The following is a 16302-nucleotide window of genomic DNA, read 5'->3' on the forward strand; positions in this document are numbered from 1 at the left end:
GAAGTTTGTTCTGTTATAAATGTGGTTTGATATGCTTATAGTATAGATTTATGCTTTACTTACACAATGAAGCCTTCTTAGCAAAGTTCTCTTTTTAATGAGCAATTATTTTTCTACTTACTTAGTTTATCCAAAAGATCATCTTTCATAAAAGAAGAAATAAGTTTTTAGTATCTTAATGCTTCATTGAAGTGAACTCATCACATTAAAAAATATCTAGACAAAAAATTGGAGATAAAACGTCAGGCGCGTTTTATTGCTCTAGGGAGGGCTTGAACACTTTTGTTTTTTCTAGTGAACAAAACAGATATTTATTATGGGAACATTCAAAGGGGAGATAAGTTGAAATTAGGAGTGACTGATGGGATCATTATTGATTGACGTTAATAACGTCTCAAAAATATATCGCAACATTGACAGAGGAATTGGTTTTAAAAACAAGGTGTTTTCTCTCTTCAAGCCGGTTTATACAAATCATCATGTGTTAAAAGATATGAGTTTCACCCTCTTTTCAGGGCAATCGTTAGCAATTCTTGGCCCTAACGGAGCGGGTAAATCGACACTGATTAAAATACTTTCTGGTATACAATACGCTGATGAGGGATGTGTTAAAGTCCTTGGTGTTGATCCTTATAAAGCGAAGAAAAATCTGTTCAAGTCTTTGGGTGTGGTCTTTGGTCACAAGAATTGTTTATGGTGGGATTTGCCCTTACGCTACAGTTTGGATATGGTTCAACCATTATATGGTCTTGAACGCGCCTCTTTTACCCGTGATCTTAAAGAGATCGCTGAGTTACTGGGCCTTGAGCATATTATGGATAAGCCAGTGCGGATGCTTAGTCTGGGTGAGAGAGTGAAAAGTGAATTGGCATTTAATCTCTCCTTTAGACCTAAACTGTTGTTTCTCGATGAGCCAAGTATTGGTCTTGATATTACATCTAAGCATGAAATCAGGGAGCTTCTTAAAAAACTGAAAAAGGAGCGTGGCACTGGATATATCATCACAAGTCATGATATGGGAGATATTGATGGATACGTTGATGATATTATTCTCTTGCATAAAGGAAAGAAACAGTTTCATGGTAATCTTCACGCGCTTAAAAATGTCATCCCTTCTTTGGTGAGAATAACGTTTTTTTGTGAACACATGGCTGTACCTTCAGCTGTTGTAGAAAAAATTGATGAGATTGCGTTGAAATTATCTACTTCTTTAAAAGATAAGCACTTTAACGCTGAAGAATGCTCGCTGGAGGTTTCGCTGCCCCGTGAGGATTTTGCGCGTTTTGTACGCGAAATTACAACCAAATTGAACTGTACGTTCTCTGTATCCACTCCCTCGCTTGAAGAGATGCTCCGTGTTAAATTTAAAGAATTTATCTAACCACTACTTTGGTATGTTTCTTTTTGCCAAGAATGGATTACTCACTGTTCTAAGTGATAGAGCAATGTTTTTTACCGATATTATCATTGGGACACTTTCGCCATTTGTTATTCAACTTCTATTATGGAATGCACTTTTCTCTGATACGGGCAACACCATAAATGGCTTTAGCTTTTATGATATGATGTATTATTATGCTTTTGCTTTAGTCCTAGGTCGCTTAAATAATGGTTATAATGTGATTAAGTTTTTCTCTCATCATGTTAAAGAAGGCCAATTAGAAGTATATCTTACAAAGCCCTTTAGTTATATGACACAAATGCTTTTTACTTTTTTAGGGGAGAGTGTATTATATAGCATCCCATTATTGGCTCTTTTTATTGTTAAGCTTGTTTTATCCTATGAAAATATTCTGGGATTGGTCATCGCTTTTCTGTTCTTTTTTCTGGTTGTTATTCTATCACAATTGCTTTGTTTTTTAATCTCTTTTGGAATTGCTTTATTAAGCTTTTGGGTGATTGAGTACAATATATTACTCTCTTTTAGTATTCTTAGTTCAGCGCTTCTTGGGGGTGTTCTTTTACCACCATCTTTTTGGCCGGTGTGGCTTATTCCGCTTATGCAATTTAATCCTTATCGTTTCATGATATCCGCTCCTGCCGAGTTTTTCGCGACGCAAAATTTAGCGTTGTTTCAGCAGTTTATTTTCGGAAGTTTTACTTATATTTTGTGTTTTTTATTCTTAATTTATATCGCTTGGAATAAAGGGATGAAAGCATATAATGGAGCAGGTGGTTGAGATGAAAATCATCCTTCATTTTATCAGTCTGAATATCCGCCGACAGATTGTTTATGGTAAGAATTTGGCTGGGGAGTTTATTCTTTCTCTATGCTATTATTTTATTCAATTCATATTTATTGATAGAGTATCTTCTTTTTCAGGAAAGATCGGTAACTATAGCAGAGATGAAATCCATTTTATCTTTGTTGTCTTTGTTTTACTTGGAATATTTTTGAATATTTTTATTAATTCTATTGAAACGTTTTTTGAAAAAGTAGCGGATGGTAAAATTGAACCATACTTGATAAAGCCCGTTTCAATTTGGTTGTTGATGTTGTTTGGTTGGTGTAAACCTCTTAATTTGATCAAGCTCTTTGTCCTTTATGTTAGTGCCTATTTATTTGTATCATTACCGAATATTTCTGATCTTAAGCTAAGATGGATCTCTTTTGTTGTTGCAATATTTTGTGTTTTTATTGTCAATATTTGTTTTTTTCTGATGTTCAATTTTATAACATTTATTATTAGCCGTAAGATGCCTGTCGAATATTTTCATGAAATGATTTATGAGCTTTCATTTGTGCCAATAGGAATTTATCCTTTAAGCATCGTAAAATGGCTTTTGTTTATGCTTCCCATGGCTTTTTCTGCTTCCTTGCCTGTGTCATTGTTGCTTGGTAAAGGCGAATGGAATATTGGATATCTTCTGTTGAGCGCTTTTCTTTCCATGGTCATGACTTTCATAAGTTATAAGAAAACAATGCGTAAATTTAATGGATTAGGGGGATAATATAAAAGTCATCATGATTATAAAAATAAAAAATTGAGTAAAAATTCTATCGTACTGTAAAATATCGTTATTTATGCTGGCGGTATAAGGCATGTAAAATTTACACATGAGGATTTTTTATTAGACATATTCATGCATAAAATCGGTTGTATTTCTATAGCTATGAGCAAAGAATTTACAATAAAAATCAGAGAATTAAATTTCTTGGTTTTAGATTAGTTTGAGTTTAGATGGCTGCTTGATGACACAAGCCAATGGTAAGATGGTGTACAATATTAGTAGTGCTTTCTCATCTGAGCAAAATTTATTTTTGTTGCATTTATAGTGCTAAAAAATTGTCAAAGATGGGTAATTTTTATATGTGCAGAATGTGGTTATTCGTACGGATTTTGTTGCTGCATTCAATATATTATTACGTGGATGAGTTTTTGCTTAAACAATAAGAAAATTGACAGAATAAAGCTTTTAAGTTGCCCGATAGAAAGCTAAGAGCTGCGTTAAACAACATGATAGCAATTATCAAGAAAACAATCACATAGAGATTTTTCAGCATGCTGAGCAGTCAAAATTCAGTTAATAATTGCTTGGAAATAAAAGGATCCACTAAGCAAAGCAGGAAAAAACGATGGCAACGCAACTGAGTTCAATAACATAATTAAATATATTTCTTTATTGTTCTTGTAAACTAAGAGAATTATACTTAATTTTATTGTGAATTTCTTATTTTATGTTATGATTTTATTTAATATAAAGATAATTATTATGTAATATTTTAGTGTTATTGTAAATAATATTATTTAATTAAAAATATACAATTTAAACACATACAATATAAACATAATATATTTATATTATTTTAAATAGGTTATTTTAAAAATTAATTAAATAAGATATTATTTTGTAAAAAATTATTTTCTATTTTTTAAATATTAATAAGTTCACTTTTCAATTTTTCTTAACAATGATAAGAGAAAAATGGAGTTTTACATCCTCTTTTACAATAAATAAAAATGATACTTTAATCTGGTTTTGCTCTCTAAGCTTAGAGCTATACAAATGTTATTGCTTATCATTAATAAAACTAATGTGATTGATGGCGTAGAGATTACAAAGGGCTAATTTTTTTTGCATGTAATTCATATCTTTTACAAGACTTTAAAAATAACACAGAAAAAATGAGAGAGGAAGGAATAGTGAACAAGAGTGATAAGCTTTTTCATTTTCTAGTGTTATGATTACTTTTGTATTTTACGGTTCATTCATTGTATGTATGATCAATTCCAAAATTTTTATTTTAAGCTTATAGTGAATCTATATTTTAGTCTGTTATTGAAGTGTTGTCGTGATTGAGATTACAATATCACAGTAGTGAACACTCTGATTTAATAGAGAAGATTGTTTGCTAGCAAATAATCTATCCATATCAACGTTATTTAAATTTTTTTCCAAAATATATATATCTATGTTAATTTTCGTGATTGATATCTTTTCTAAGATGAAAAGGGGCATGAGCTGATTTAAATATCCATAAATTTTTCGTATTAACTCAAAAAATATACGATCATATAATTTTATGGCTATTCTAGATTATCATTTTGATAAACTGAAGAAGTATAACGATTAGCATTACAAAGGTTTGTGCAAAAATGCTTTTATTGGACATTATTAAATTTTTTATGATTTATATTTTAATCATTTTATCTTGGTTAGAAAAAAGGTGGACTCATTTTTATTTCTCTATTTTATCTTAAAGTCGTGGAATTATATTAATGTTAGAAAGTTATAATTGTGGAAGACAATGAACTTTATTAAAATTATTCCATGTTCTGGTAGAAACGCATGGCTGTGAAAACGTTGAAATGTGTAATAGCTTATGGCATTAGATTTAGCGCATTCACCAAAGTTATCCCTTATCTTATCTAATTTAGCTTTTTCAATCAAAGAGTTAAGCTGGTTCTTACGCTAATTGTAGCTGGGGCAAATATTTTTTCTCAATCTATACTAAGGAAAAATATTTTATAAAAATATTTATTTTAATATATTATACAAAAAAATAAAAACATTGCGTGTAACTAAAAAAACAACACATTGATATTTTTTATATTATAAAATCATAATAATATTTATGATAATAAAGCTAAATTTATAATAAAAACAATAAAATAACTTTATTTTAATATATTTTTATATTTAAATTACTAAATGTAAAGTACAAATAAAATAATTGACAATCGTTAAATAAACATGTAACGGAATATTGTAAGTGTAATATAATATAAAAATAACAATTAAAATAAAATTATTAATTGAATTTTGTATTATATTTTTATTATCAGAAAATAAATATACTTTATAGATAGATAACGGAATGTTTTCTATCTAGAGGGGGCGGTAAAGAAAATTTATTTTACTAAATATTGTAATTAGGTGGTTATGATGAAAATATTCAAGCATTGTATAGTATGTTTTGTTGCAGTAGCGATTTTCTTTTCACAGATTTTAAGAGCCAATGCTGATTCTTTAAATGGCAGATTTCAAAATGCTGGTTTTATTTCTGTAATGACACAGGAAAATAGAGTTATTAAAGCTGTCGATATGGTTATTAGCCAGTTTGGAGGACAAGGGGCTGAGAAAAATGTCCAAAAAGTCGCGGGTTTAATGGGGATGGAGACAGCGATTTTTGCTTTAATCGCATATTTTGTATATTTCTTTACTAGAAAGCCGCCCAGTCCTAACAGAGAGACAGGTGGAAGAACATTCGATGCTTTTGCTCATAGTTCATGGGCTTTGAATTAAAAGATATTATCCTTGATCAAATTTGAATTATGCTGTTATTGAATGTTTTATATTAAATAAATCGTGATATTTAATCACGGTTTATTTATTTTTTTTAATCTTAATGACATTGATAAGTTTATCTTTTTATATCATTAAGATATTGTTTTGTGGATGCCTGTATATGGTGCATTAAATTCAGCTAATCAGTTGCTTTTTAAATTTACTTAAATTTTTTTCTCTTCAAAATGCGCATTTGAGCTAAGTTTGTGGTTGATATTTTTTTTATGATGAAAACGCGAATGCATTAATTGAGATATCCATAAACTTTGTATATCAACTCAAAAAATACAAGGTCACACAATCTTACGACTATTTGTGGGTTTTATGTTGATGAACTGAATAAGTATAGCGATGCGTCTTACAAATATTTGCAAAAATGCTTTTATTGGACTCTTTTAATCTCTTTGTGGTTTACAATTCATTTTATCATTTTATCTTAAGCAAAGAGAATGTGGATTCATTTCTATTTCTCTATTTTATCTGAGAAGGGTGGAGTTATACGAATGTCAAAAAAAGTCATGATCGTGGAAGATAATGAGCTTAATATGAAGTTATTTCGCGATCTTGTAGAAGCGAGTGGTTATGAAACCGTTGAAACACGTAATGGTCTTATGGCATTAGATTTGGCGCGTTCATCAATGCCATCTCTTATTCTTGTGGATATCCAGTTGCCAGAGGTCTCTGGAATAGATGTTATTAAACAATTAAAAGAAGATGAAGAACTTCGATCAATCCCCGTTGTTGCTGTAACAGCTTTTGCTATGAAAGGCGATGAGGAGCGAATTCGTGCCAGTGGATGTGAAGAATATATGTCAAAGCCTATTTCTGTCCCTCATTTTATTACAATGGTAAAGCATTTCTTGGACTAAAGCTTGTTAAGTGATGATAGAAAAAATATTGAAAAGCTTATAAGATTGCTAAAGTTGTCGCGTAAAGATTTTTGTGCTTTAGCACGTCGATATATTACAAGTTAGTAAAACAGATTTAAAAAATTGAAACTGAAGTTTTGAATTTTTTCGGTCTATTTTTCTTGCCTTTTATCTTAAGAGAAGAGGTTGTTTTGCATTCTTGTTTTTTCTAATCGGTATAGATTTGTTCCTACATTCATCTAAAAGTCTGTTTTAGCAGTTTTAAAAAGCCCCGTTTTTGTCCGAGGCTTTATGCATTGCAAAAATTGAAATTAACGCTTTGAGAATTGGAAAGAACGACGTGCTTTTGCTTTACCGTATTTTTTACGTTCAACAACACGACTATCACGGGTAAGAAACCCACCTTTTTTCAAGATTGAGCGAAGTTCTGGTTCGTAATAGGTTAAAGCTTTGGAAATGCCATGGCGCACTGCACCGGCTTGTCCAGAAAGACCACCGCCTGCAACGGTTGCAATAATATCAAACTGGGTATCCCTATTTGTTGCAACAATTGGTTGACGAAGAATCATTCTAAGAACAGGACGAGCAAAATATTTGTCAAATTCCTTATTGTTGATCGTGATTTTTCCAGAACCTGGTTTAATCCATACACGCGCAACAGCGTCTTTACGCTTTCCTGTTGCGTAAGCACGTCCTTGTGAATCAAGCTTCTGCACGTGAACAGGAACAACATTTTCATGTGTTTCTGTAATACTTGTTACTATGCTAAGCTCAGAAAGAGAATTAATTTCAGCCATAATCAAGCAATCCTTTTGTTTTTGCGGTTTAAAGCACCAACGTCAAGAGATTCAGGCTGTTGTGCTTCATGTGGATGTTGGCTTCCAGCGTAAACACGTAGATTCTTCAATTGACGGCGACCAAGGGGCCCTCGAGGAATCATACGCTCTACCGCTTTTTCAATAACGCGTTCGGGAAAACGCCCCTCAAGAAGTTGACGTGCTGTACGTTGTTTGATTCCACCAATATAGCCGGTATGCCAATAATATTTTTTATCCGTATATTTTTTGCCAGTGAGAGCTATTTTATCTGCATTAATGACAATAACGTTGTCACCATCATCAACATGTGGAGTAAATGTAGCTTTATGTTTGCCACGTAAGCGGTTAGCAACAAATGTGGCAAGACGACCTAAAACAAGGTTTTCTGCGTCAATAATAACCCATTTTTTCACCACTTCAGTTGGCTTTTGTGAAAAAGTTGCCATAGAAGTATCCTTTATTAGAACCCTTTTAATATAAGGGAATTTTTACTGTTTTGCGTTGAAAATTGTTACCATAGCGAAATATTTAACGCATACTACTTGCTCTGATATAATGTCTTTTGATTGACGTCAAGAGAAAATAAAAACTTTATAAAACAATATGTTACAAGAAAGGTATTATAATACCCCATTAAAAGAAGTTTGTAGACCATTTAAACTTAAAATGAATGTTGCAAAAGACTATTTTATCTTTAACGCATGATTGTCTTTTATCGTTCTTCATTATAAAATAAGAAATAATGCAGTGGTCTCGTTATTTTCTCAATGTTGAATCTTCTGCTTGTGGTCAAGCTTGGTTAGATGCCCTTGATGTTCAAGGGATAAATAACGCGCGCGCTATTTCTCAAAAATTTGGCTTTCCAGATCAGTTAGCTCGAGTACTTTCAGCAAGAGATGTGGATGAAGCTGAGGCTGTTGCTTTTATTAATCCAACATTACGTACGCTTATGCCTGATCCAGAAAGTTTTAGGGATATGCAATGCGCTGCAGAGCGCATTGTTAAGGCTCTTCTCAATCAAGAACAGGTTGCTGTGTTTGGTGATTATGATGTTGATGGTGCTTGTTCATCGGCACTCATAGCACGTTTTTTTCGTTATTTTGGTATTGAAGTCAAAATTTATATTCCTGATCGTATTGTTGAAGGTTATGGTCCGAATGAACAAGCAATGAGGATGCTTGTGCAAGAAGGCGCTCGGTTAATCATCACTGTTGATTGTGGTGCAAACAGTCCTGATGCCGTAAAAGCAGCGAGGCTTGCTGGTGCTGATGTTGTGATTTTAGATCATCATCAAATGTCAGAGATTCATCAAGAAGCTGTTGCTCTTGTCAATCCTAATCGTCCTGATGATTTTTCTAAACAGGGGCATTTATGTGCAGCTGGCGTTGTTTTTGTTACGTTAGCTTGGGTTCATCATTTGCTGCGGAAAAAACAATTCCAAGGACCGCTGCCTGATCTTTTAAGTATGCTTGATCTTGTTGCATTGGCAACCATATGTGATGTCGTTCCATTACAGGGGGTTAACCGTGCTTTTGTGTTAAAAGGGCTTCAAGTTGCTCGTTCTATGCATAATCTAGGAATAACAGCTTTAACAAAGGTTGCACGAATAGGGGAGCCGCTTAATAGTTTTCATTTAGGCTTTTTATTAGGTCCTAGAATTAATGCAGGAGGGCGCATTGGTGATCAAGCTTTGGGAGCACGTTTGCTTAGCTGTGAGAATAAAGATGAAGCGGACAGAATAGCAGAACAATTAGATCGGCTTAATCAAGAACGCCAAGAAATGGAGAACATTCAATTAGCACAAGCGGAATCTTACATTTCTTCTCTTTATCAAGATCAAGAAATACCATTGTCACTTGTAATTTCTCATAAAGAATGGCATCCGGGAATTATTGGTATTCTTGCTTCCCGCCTTAAAGAGCGTTTTTTTTGCCCTGTTTTTGCTATTGCTTTGAAAGAAGATGGAAATGGCGTAGGGTCGGGACGCTCAATTAATGGTATAGATTTAGGAGCACTCGTTCGTGAAGCTGTTACATTAAATTTATTAGAAAAAGGAGGGGGACATAGTATGGCAGCAGGAATTACAATTCAATCAACAAAAATTGAAATTTTTCGAAAATGGCTAGAAGAAAAAGTTTCTTTAATGGTTTCACAGTTGCGTGCAAAAAAATCTCTTAGTATAGATGGTTCTCTTTCTGCTTCTGGTGTTAATGAAGCGCTGTTTGAATTGCTTGAAAAAGCAGGGCCATTTGGGGCAGGGAATGCAACACCTGTTTTTGTTCTTCCCTCTCATCGACTGGTGAATCTATCTGAAGTTGGTAAAGGACATCTTCGCCTCATTGTATCTAATGTTGAAGGAAAAAAACTACAAGGAATAGCTTTTCGTGCTGTAGGGACATCGCTAGGTGATTTTCTTTTTGAAAATATTGGTGAAATGATTCATTTAGCTGGTCATCTTAGTTTGAATTATTGGAATGGAACGATCAATCCGCAACTGCGCGTGATTGACGCAGCTGCAGTGGTTTGAAATGGATATTTTTTACATTAGATGTCTAGATTAGAAGCAAAAGTAGAATTTTCTTGTATGAAACGAAATCGTGCTTCTGGTTTTGTTCCCATGAGACTTTCTACAGTCTTTTTCGTTTCTTGCATTTCCACGGCATCAATAGAAACACGAAGCAATGTACGTTTTTGAGGATGCATAGTCGTTTCTTTAAGTTGTTCTGCGCGCATTTCACCCAGCCCTTTAAAACGCCCGATTTCGATTTTAGCTTTTCCAGTAAATTCAGTTTTGAGCAATTCATCCTTATGAATGTCGTCACGAGCATAAGCAACTTTTCCTCCTTGCGATATTCTATAAAGGGGAGGGACGGCAAGATATAAATGTCCCTGATGAATAAGGTCAGGCATTTCTTGAAAGAAGAAGGTAATGAGCAGTGACGCAATATGAGCACCATCAACATCAGCATCTGTCATGATGATAATACGTTCATATCTGAGATCTTTTTCACGATACTTGGAGCGTGTTCCACATCCAAGAGCAAGGATAAGATCGCTAATTGTTTGGCTTGAGTTCATTTTTTCATGTGCAGCACTGGCGACATTTAAGATTTTACCACGAAGAGGTAAAATTGCTTGGTTTGCTCTATTTCTTGCTTGTTTAGCAGATCCTCCTGCAGAATCCCCTTCAACAATGAATAGTTCAGCACCCAAAGCATGGTTTTGGCTACAATCTGCAAGTTTACCGGGCAGACGTAATTTACGGACAGCAGTTTTTCGACTTATTTCTCTATCTTGGCGTCGTCTAATACGTTCTTCAGCACGTTCGATAACCCAATCGAGAAGTTTTGTTGCTTCTTGTGGGGAATTTGCTAACCAATGATCAAAAGGATCGCGGATTGCATTCTCAACGATACGCTGTGCTTCAATGGTTGCTAATCGATCTTTTGTTTGTCCAACAAATTCAGGGTTACTGATAAAGACTGAAAGTATTGCGGCTGTTGAAATCATAATATCGTCAGACGTAATAATCGTTGCGCGCTTGTTTCCTATTAACTCAGCGTAGGATTTCAATCCACGCAAAAGAGCTTGACGTAATCCTATTTCATGTGTTCCGCCTTCTCCTGTAGGAATCGTATTGCAATAAGATTGCACACAAGAATCACCACCATGCCAAGCGATAGCCCACTCAACGGAGCCATGGCCATTATTGTGTTGTGTTTTGCCAGAAAAAATTTCTGACGTTACTCGATATTCATCTTTTAGTGACGAAAGTAAATAGTCTTTAAGCCCATCGGGAAAATGAAAAACAGCTTTTTCAGGAATATTTTTTGCGCCTTCAAGTATGACGGGATCGCAAGACCAGCGAATTTTTACGCCACCAAAAAGATAGGCTTTGGAGCATGTCATCTTATAGATTTTTTCTGGATCAAAAGCTGCTTTTTCACCAAAAATTTCATGATCAGGATGAAAACGAACGCGCGTACCACGACGATTATAAACATCTCCCAGATCTTCCAATCCAGATTGAGGAATACCACGTGAGAAACGTTGGCGGTAAAGTTTTCGTTCTCGTGCAACTTCAACTTCCATATCATCAGAAAGAGCATTGACGACAGAAATTCCTACTCCATGAAGTCCACCAGCAGTTTGATAAGCCTTTCCATCAAATTTTCCCCCTGAGTGGAGTTGTGTCATAATAACTTCAAGAGTCGATTTCTCAGGCATTTGAGGATGATTTTCGACAGGAATACCCCGTCCATTATCTGTAACGGTTATATAACCGTTCCTATCTAATGAGACCTCAATAGAATCTGCATAACCCGCAACAGCTTCATCCATCGCGTTATCAATAATTTCGGCAAATAAATGATGAAGCGCTTTACTGTCTGTTCCACCAATATACATTCCAGGGCGTAAACGTACCGGCTCTAAACCCTCAAGAACTCGAATAGAGAGGGCATTATAGTCATCTTCTTGCGTATCTTTTGCACTTTTTCTTGAAATCATCGCGTTTGATTTCATTGGAGACTGCAGAGTGTTTTCTTTTGTATTTACCCGAGATTGGGCTTTATTTAAAACACTAAAAAGATCCTTTTTGTTATCGCTCATAGCGTTTAACTATCCACCTCATCAAATAAAATATTCATTAAAATAAATTTTATGCCTGTTTTTTATTTAAAAATCAATGCACTTAGGAAACATCAATTGTTGGACCAAAAATTTTTTCAAAAGCGTGTTTGAGAGCAATATCAATATCATGCATTGCTACAGGGCAACCTAGATCAAGAAAGCTTGTTACACCGTGGTTTGTAATTCCACAAGGAACAATTCCTGAATAATGGGCTAAATTAGGATTAACATTGATAGAAACTCCATGAAAACTTATCCATTTGCGCACTCGAATGCCAATAGCTGCAATTTTATCTTCGGAAGAAAGATCATTTTGTGTTGATGGGCAATGAGACTGTTTAACCCAGACACCAACGCGATCTTCTCTGCGTTCGCCTTTAATATTAAAGTTGGCAAGCATCTGTATGATCCATTCTTCTAATGCACTGATGAAAGCACGAATGTCTTGTTTCCGGCGTTTAAGATCAAGCATGATATAAGCAATACGCTGTCCTGGACCGTGATATGTAAATTCACCTCCACGTCCTGCTTCATAAACAGGGAATAAATTAGGCGCCAAAAGATCTTTTTTATTGGCACTCGTCCCCGCTGTATAAAGGGAAGGGTGTTCGAGAAGCCAAACTTGTTCATGCGCAGTTTTTGCAAGAATTTTTTCTACACGTTCTTGCATGTAACGTAAAGCTTCAGGATACTCAACTAGATGATCACTTATCTTCCATTCAACTGGTGGATTTTCTAGAATTGCATTAAAATGATGTGATAAGTGATTACGATCTGTATGTTTCAATTCACATGTCATGGGTAATATTTATCTTGATGTTTGAGTTTGTATTGTACTCAATAAAAGTGATTACAGAGTAAGGTATAGAATTGTTGAATAAAAGAGAATACGTTCATAAAATTTTATCTTAAGAAGATTTGCTACGCTTAAAAATCCACGTTCCTGTTACCATCTTCCTGTTGCACCGCCACCACCTGATGATCCACCACCACCCCTAAATCCCCCTCCACCTCGAGGACCTCCGAACCTTCCACCAGGATATCTGCCACCGGCACTTAAGTTAAGAAACCAAGGTGTGAAGATGATCCCCAGCCAGAGATACTTTTGTGGACCCACTTTTTTACCAAAAATCATTGCAAGAATGGGCAAACCAACGACTATAAAGAGTATGAGAAACATGATTGTATTTATAATCATTTCTTCTTTTTCAGCTTGTTTACGTTGTTCTTCAACGATTTTAGCTTTTTCTTTGATGCGAAAAGTAAAATCAGAATCACTTTCTGTAATAACTTTGATAATTGCATCAACTGCTTCAGCAATTCCTTTTTGATAATTTCCTTCGCGAAAATTAGGAATCATGAAGCTATTAATAATGACAGAGGAAAGAGCATCTGTTAGCTCTCCTTCCAAACCATATCCAACTTCGATACGTGCTGTGCGTTCATTCGGTGCAATGACCAGTAATACACCATTATTGATCTTCTTTTGGCCTAATCCCCATGTACGAAAAAGAGAATTGCTGTATGTTTCTATATCATTGCCCGAAAGAGTAGGGAGTGTCACAAGAACAATTTGATCTCCCGTTTTCTCTTCGATTGCTGCCAGTTTTTTTGTCAAGTCTTCCTTGGTTGCATTATCGAGCAAATGAGCCACATCATTAACATAACCTGTTAAATGAGGAAATTTTATTTGCGAACAAGCGATACTTCCCAATGCAGCAACTAAATACAGAGAGCAGATAAAAACCCATAATTGTGAAAATACAATACGTTGCAAAGAGTATCGAAATGATTTCATTAATTAAAATTAACCTTTGGTGTTTGTTGGCTATCAGTATCGATGGTAAAAGTTGGCATAGGTTTAGCATCACGAAACCATAATTTTGCCCAAATCATCGTCGGCATTGTTTTGAGTGCAGTATTGTAGGCACGTACTGTTTCAATATAATCGCGGCGTGCAACGGAAATACGGTTTTCTGTTCCTTCTAATTGTGATTGAAGAGCAAGAAAGTTCTGGTTTGCTTTAAGATCCGGATAGTTTTCAACAACAGCCATAAGCCGCGAAAGTGCACTTGATAAATTTGCTTGATTTTTGAGATATTGCTGCATAACTTCTGGATTATTCAACATATCTGCATTAATGTTGACTTGCGTTGCTTTAGCACGTGCTTCAATTACATTGGTGAAAACGCTTTGTTCATGAGCTGCGTAAGCTTTAACTGTTTCTACAAGATTGGGGATGAGATCTGTACGACGTTGATATTGATTGAGTACTTCACTCCATGCTGCATGTGCTTTTTCTTCATTTGTTGGTATCGTATTAAATCCGCACCCACTTAAAAATGGCACTAACCATGCCAAAAAAATCACGATTGGCAATTGTTTTAATATTTTAAACATTGAAGAAGTTTGTACATTTAACATAAAGATGTCTCCACAGATATTTTATGTATTATATAGGGTTTATTTTCTTGGTGGAAAGTATTTTGAACTTTATAAACAGGTGTATTTATCAATAAATTGATATCTCTATGCGTTTTAGATACGCTTAAGTGGCTTGTTGATATCAAAATAATAATGGTAATATAGATATTATCTTATAAAAGATCAATAATATTTATATCAATTATTATTACGGAAAATTATATTATTTTCGTAGGAGTTTTGGGTTTCACAACGTGCAGATAACAATTGGAAAAGAGAAAAATGTAAGTATCAATCTTATGGAAAGATAGAAGGTAAGGGCAGTTCTTATTTTCCTCCTTTAGAAGTTATGTTTAATACATTGGACAAAAAGGGCTTTTTAATTATGTATGGTAGTAATTGTGAAGGAGGGTGAAAGTCCTATGATAGAAATTGTTCAGCGGCAAAGTGAAAAGTTTGATGGATTGGCTAATGATTATGATCGTTATCGTCCTCGCTATCCCCTTACTTTATTTAAAACCATGCTCCATCCTTTTAAGAACAAAAAGCATTTGTCCATTGTGGATGTGGGTGCTGGGACAGGCATCGCATTAGAGGGGATTGTTAAATTTTTAGGCAACGAGCACCAATATCATGCTATTGATGTATCGGAAGATATGATTAAGCAGGGGCGAAAAAAATTTCCGAACGTGCAGTGGTATCAGGGTCGTGCCGAAGACCTATTGCCTCAAATTGGCAAGGTTGATCTTGTCATTGCAGCGCAGGCATTTCAATGGATGGATCGCCCTAAGTTGCTTTGCGCTATTTCAGATCAACTTCGAGCCAATGGTGTCATGGCAATTGTCCAAAATAATCGTGATTTCAAACATAGTGAATTTCTAGAGGCTTATGAGACATTGTTAGAGAAGATGAGTCCAAATTATTCTCGTTATTATCGTAATTTTGATTTTTTACAGGAAATGAGTGATGGCTTTGGGGTAAAAGCAGAAAAAATTTCTTTCCATACGCATAATTGGACGATGATGATCCCGTCTGAATCTTTTATTGGAATGAGCCGCTCTTCAACGCAAGCGCAACGCGCTATTGCGAACCATGGAAAAGAATATTTGCGGCAATTGGTCGCATTGATAAAACAATATGAAGTGCAAGGCAATTTGGAGCTTTTGTATCAAAGTGAGCTCTATATGTATGCAGGATAATCCGATATCGATGATTGCTTTTGCTCTTTTAACACATCAGAGTGGGCGGTATTCAGAAAATTAACGCCTTATTAAGTCAGACTTTGAGAGAGAAAGGTTTTTTCTTCTTCAGCATTCACATTGACATCTTATTACCGCTGATTTTCATTGTTCATTTAATATGAGAGAGTTTAAATAGAAAACTTATGCTCTGCATTATAGCATCGAAGCGCTTTCTTTACTGCAGTTTAACAACAGATTATTTTATAAAATGGAAAGAGGTAGATTGAATAGAAATATTTGATAATTCTTTGTTTTTATGATTGTTTTTTGTTATTAAATGAGAGTGTTTTTAATAAATTTTGACAAAAACAACTGAAAAAGTACAAAAAATTATCATAATCAGAAATTTGTAGTAAAAAAGGTAATGGCTTGGAAGCACCTTTAAAAAACAACTCATTTTGAAATTATCTCTAAATTCAGATTCAATATAACAAAAAAGTAAAATATAAATATGTTATATGGAGCATTTCTCTTTTTTGAAGATATAATATAAAAACAATATGTTAATTAAAATTTTTGATATAAGAA

The 16302-nt window shown here is 34.4% G+C and carries 13 protein-coding genes; 7 read left to right on the forward strand and 6 right to left on the reverse strand.

The window, feature by feature from the left end:
- Positions 1 to 361: 361 nt before the first annotated feature.
- From ACFINL_RS04160 to ACFINL_RS04180, 5 genes are all read left to right on the forward strand, one after another.
- On the forward strand, positions 362 to 1381 hold the full coding sequence (locus ACFINL_RS04160; protein ID WP_375629017.1) for an ATP-binding cassette domain-containing protein: 1020 nt from the start codon (positions 362 to 364) through the stop codon (positions 1379 to 1381).
- Positions 1356 to 2180 carry an ABC-2 family transporter protein gene (locus ACFINL_RS04165; protein ID WP_375650466.1) on the forward strand — a complete coding sequence of 275 codons (825 nt, stop codon included), beginning with the start codon at positions 1356 to 1358 and terminating at the stop codon, positions 2178 to 2180. Before ACFINL_RS04160 ends, ACFINL_RS04165 begins: the two co-directional genes overlap by 26 nt.
- Positions 2164 to 2952, forward strand: a complete 789-nt coding sequence (locus tag ACFINL_RS04170) for an ABC-2 family transporter protein (protein ID WP_375613131.1) — start codon at positions 2164 to 2166, stop codon at positions 2950 to 2952. The genes ACFINL_RS04165 and ACFINL_RS04170 overlap by 17 nt, the downstream gene beginning before the upstream one ends.
- Positions 2953 to 5388: 2436 nt before the next feature.
- Positions 5389 to 5748, forward strand: coding sequence for a hypothetical protein (locus ACFINL_RS04175; RefSeq protein ID WP_375650620.1), 360 nt, complete (start codon positions 5389 to 5391; stop codon positions 5746 to 5748).
- A 545-nt stretch (positions 5749 to 6293) separates the two neighbouring features.
- A complete protein-coding gene (locus ACFINL_RS04180) occupies positions 6294 to 6659 on the forward strand; it encodes a response regulator (RefSeq protein ID WP_273724078.1) in 366 nt (121 codons plus the stop codon).
- A 311-nt stretch (positions 6660 to 6970) separates the two neighbouring features.
- Here the strand turns inward: ACFINL_RS04180 and rpsI are convergent, their stop codons facing one another.
- Together rpsI and rplM are read right to left on the reverse strand one after the other, a co-directional pair.
- Positions 6971 to 7456 carry a 30S ribosomal protein S9 gene (gene rpsI, locus ACFINL_RS04185; protein ID WP_015856545.1) on the reverse strand — a complete coding sequence of 162 codons (486 nt, stop codon included), beginning with the start codon at positions 7454 to 7456 and terminating at the stop codon, positions 6971 to 6973.
- 2 nt (positions 7457 to 7458) lie between these two features.
- Positions 7459 to 7923, reverse strand: a complete 465-nt coding sequence (rplM, locus tag ACFINL_RS04190) for a 50S ribosomal protein L13 (RefSeq protein WP_015856544.1) — start codon at positions 7921 to 7923, stop codon at positions 7459 to 7461.
- 296 nt (positions 7924 to 8219) lie between these two features.
- Between rplM and recJ the strand changes: the two genes are divergently transcribed.
- Positions 8220 to 10004 carry a single-stranded-DNA-specific exonuclease RecJ gene (recJ, locus tag ACFINL_RS04195; RefSeq protein WP_375611494.1) on the forward strand — a complete coding sequence of 595 codons (1785 nt, stop codon included), beginning with the start codon at positions 8220 to 8222 and terminating at the stop codon, positions 10002 to 10004.
- A gap of 17 nt (positions 10005 to 10021) precedes the next feature.
- On the opposite strand, the gene parE is transcribed toward recJ, so the two are convergent.
- The 4 genes from parE to ACFINL_RS04215 form a co-directional block, all read right to left on the reverse strand.
- On the reverse strand, positions 10022 to 12088 hold the full coding sequence (gene parE, locus ACFINL_RS04200) for a DNA topoisomerase IV subunit B (protein WP_375611495.1): 2067 nt from the start codon (positions 12086 to 12088) through the stop codon (positions 10022 to 10024).
- 82 nt (positions 12089 to 12170) lie between these two features.
- The gene (gene lipB, locus ACFINL_RS04205) at positions 12171 to 12908 is read right to left on the reverse strand and encodes a lipoyl(octanoyl) transferase LipB (protein ID WP_375616196.1); all 738 of its coding nucleotides are present in this window, start codon (positions 12906 to 12908) and stop codon (positions 12171 to 12173) included.
- A gap of 147 nt (positions 12909 to 13055) precedes the next feature.
- Positions 13056 to 13907: a TPM domain-containing protein gene (locus ACFINL_RS04210; protein ID WP_375616197.1), complete on the reverse strand. Its 852-nt coding sequence runs from the start codon at positions 13905 to 13907 to the stop codon at positions 13056 to 13058.
- Positions 13907 to 14533, reverse strand: a complete 627-nt coding sequence (locus tag ACFINL_RS04215) for a LemA family protein (RefSeq protein ID WP_375616198.1) — start codon at positions 14531 to 14533, stop codon at positions 13907 to 13909. The genes ACFINL_RS04210 and ACFINL_RS04215 overlap by 1 nt, the downstream gene beginning before the upstream one ends.
- Positions 14534 to 14955: 422 nt before the next feature.
- Between ACFINL_RS04215 and ACFINL_RS04220 the strand changes: the two genes are divergently transcribed.
- On the forward strand, positions 14956 to 15732 hold the full coding sequence (locus ACFINL_RS04220) for a class I SAM-dependent methyltransferase (protein WP_375650470.1): 777 nt from the start codon (positions 14956 to 14958) through the stop codon (positions 15730 to 15732).
- Positions 15733 to 16302 lie beyond the last annotated feature (570 nt).

The sequence above is a fragment of the Bartonella sp. AA78NXGY genome (assembly GCF_042197005.1).
GTDB lineage: Bacteria > Pseudomonadota > Alphaproteobacteria > Rhizobiales > Rhizobiaceae > Bartonella.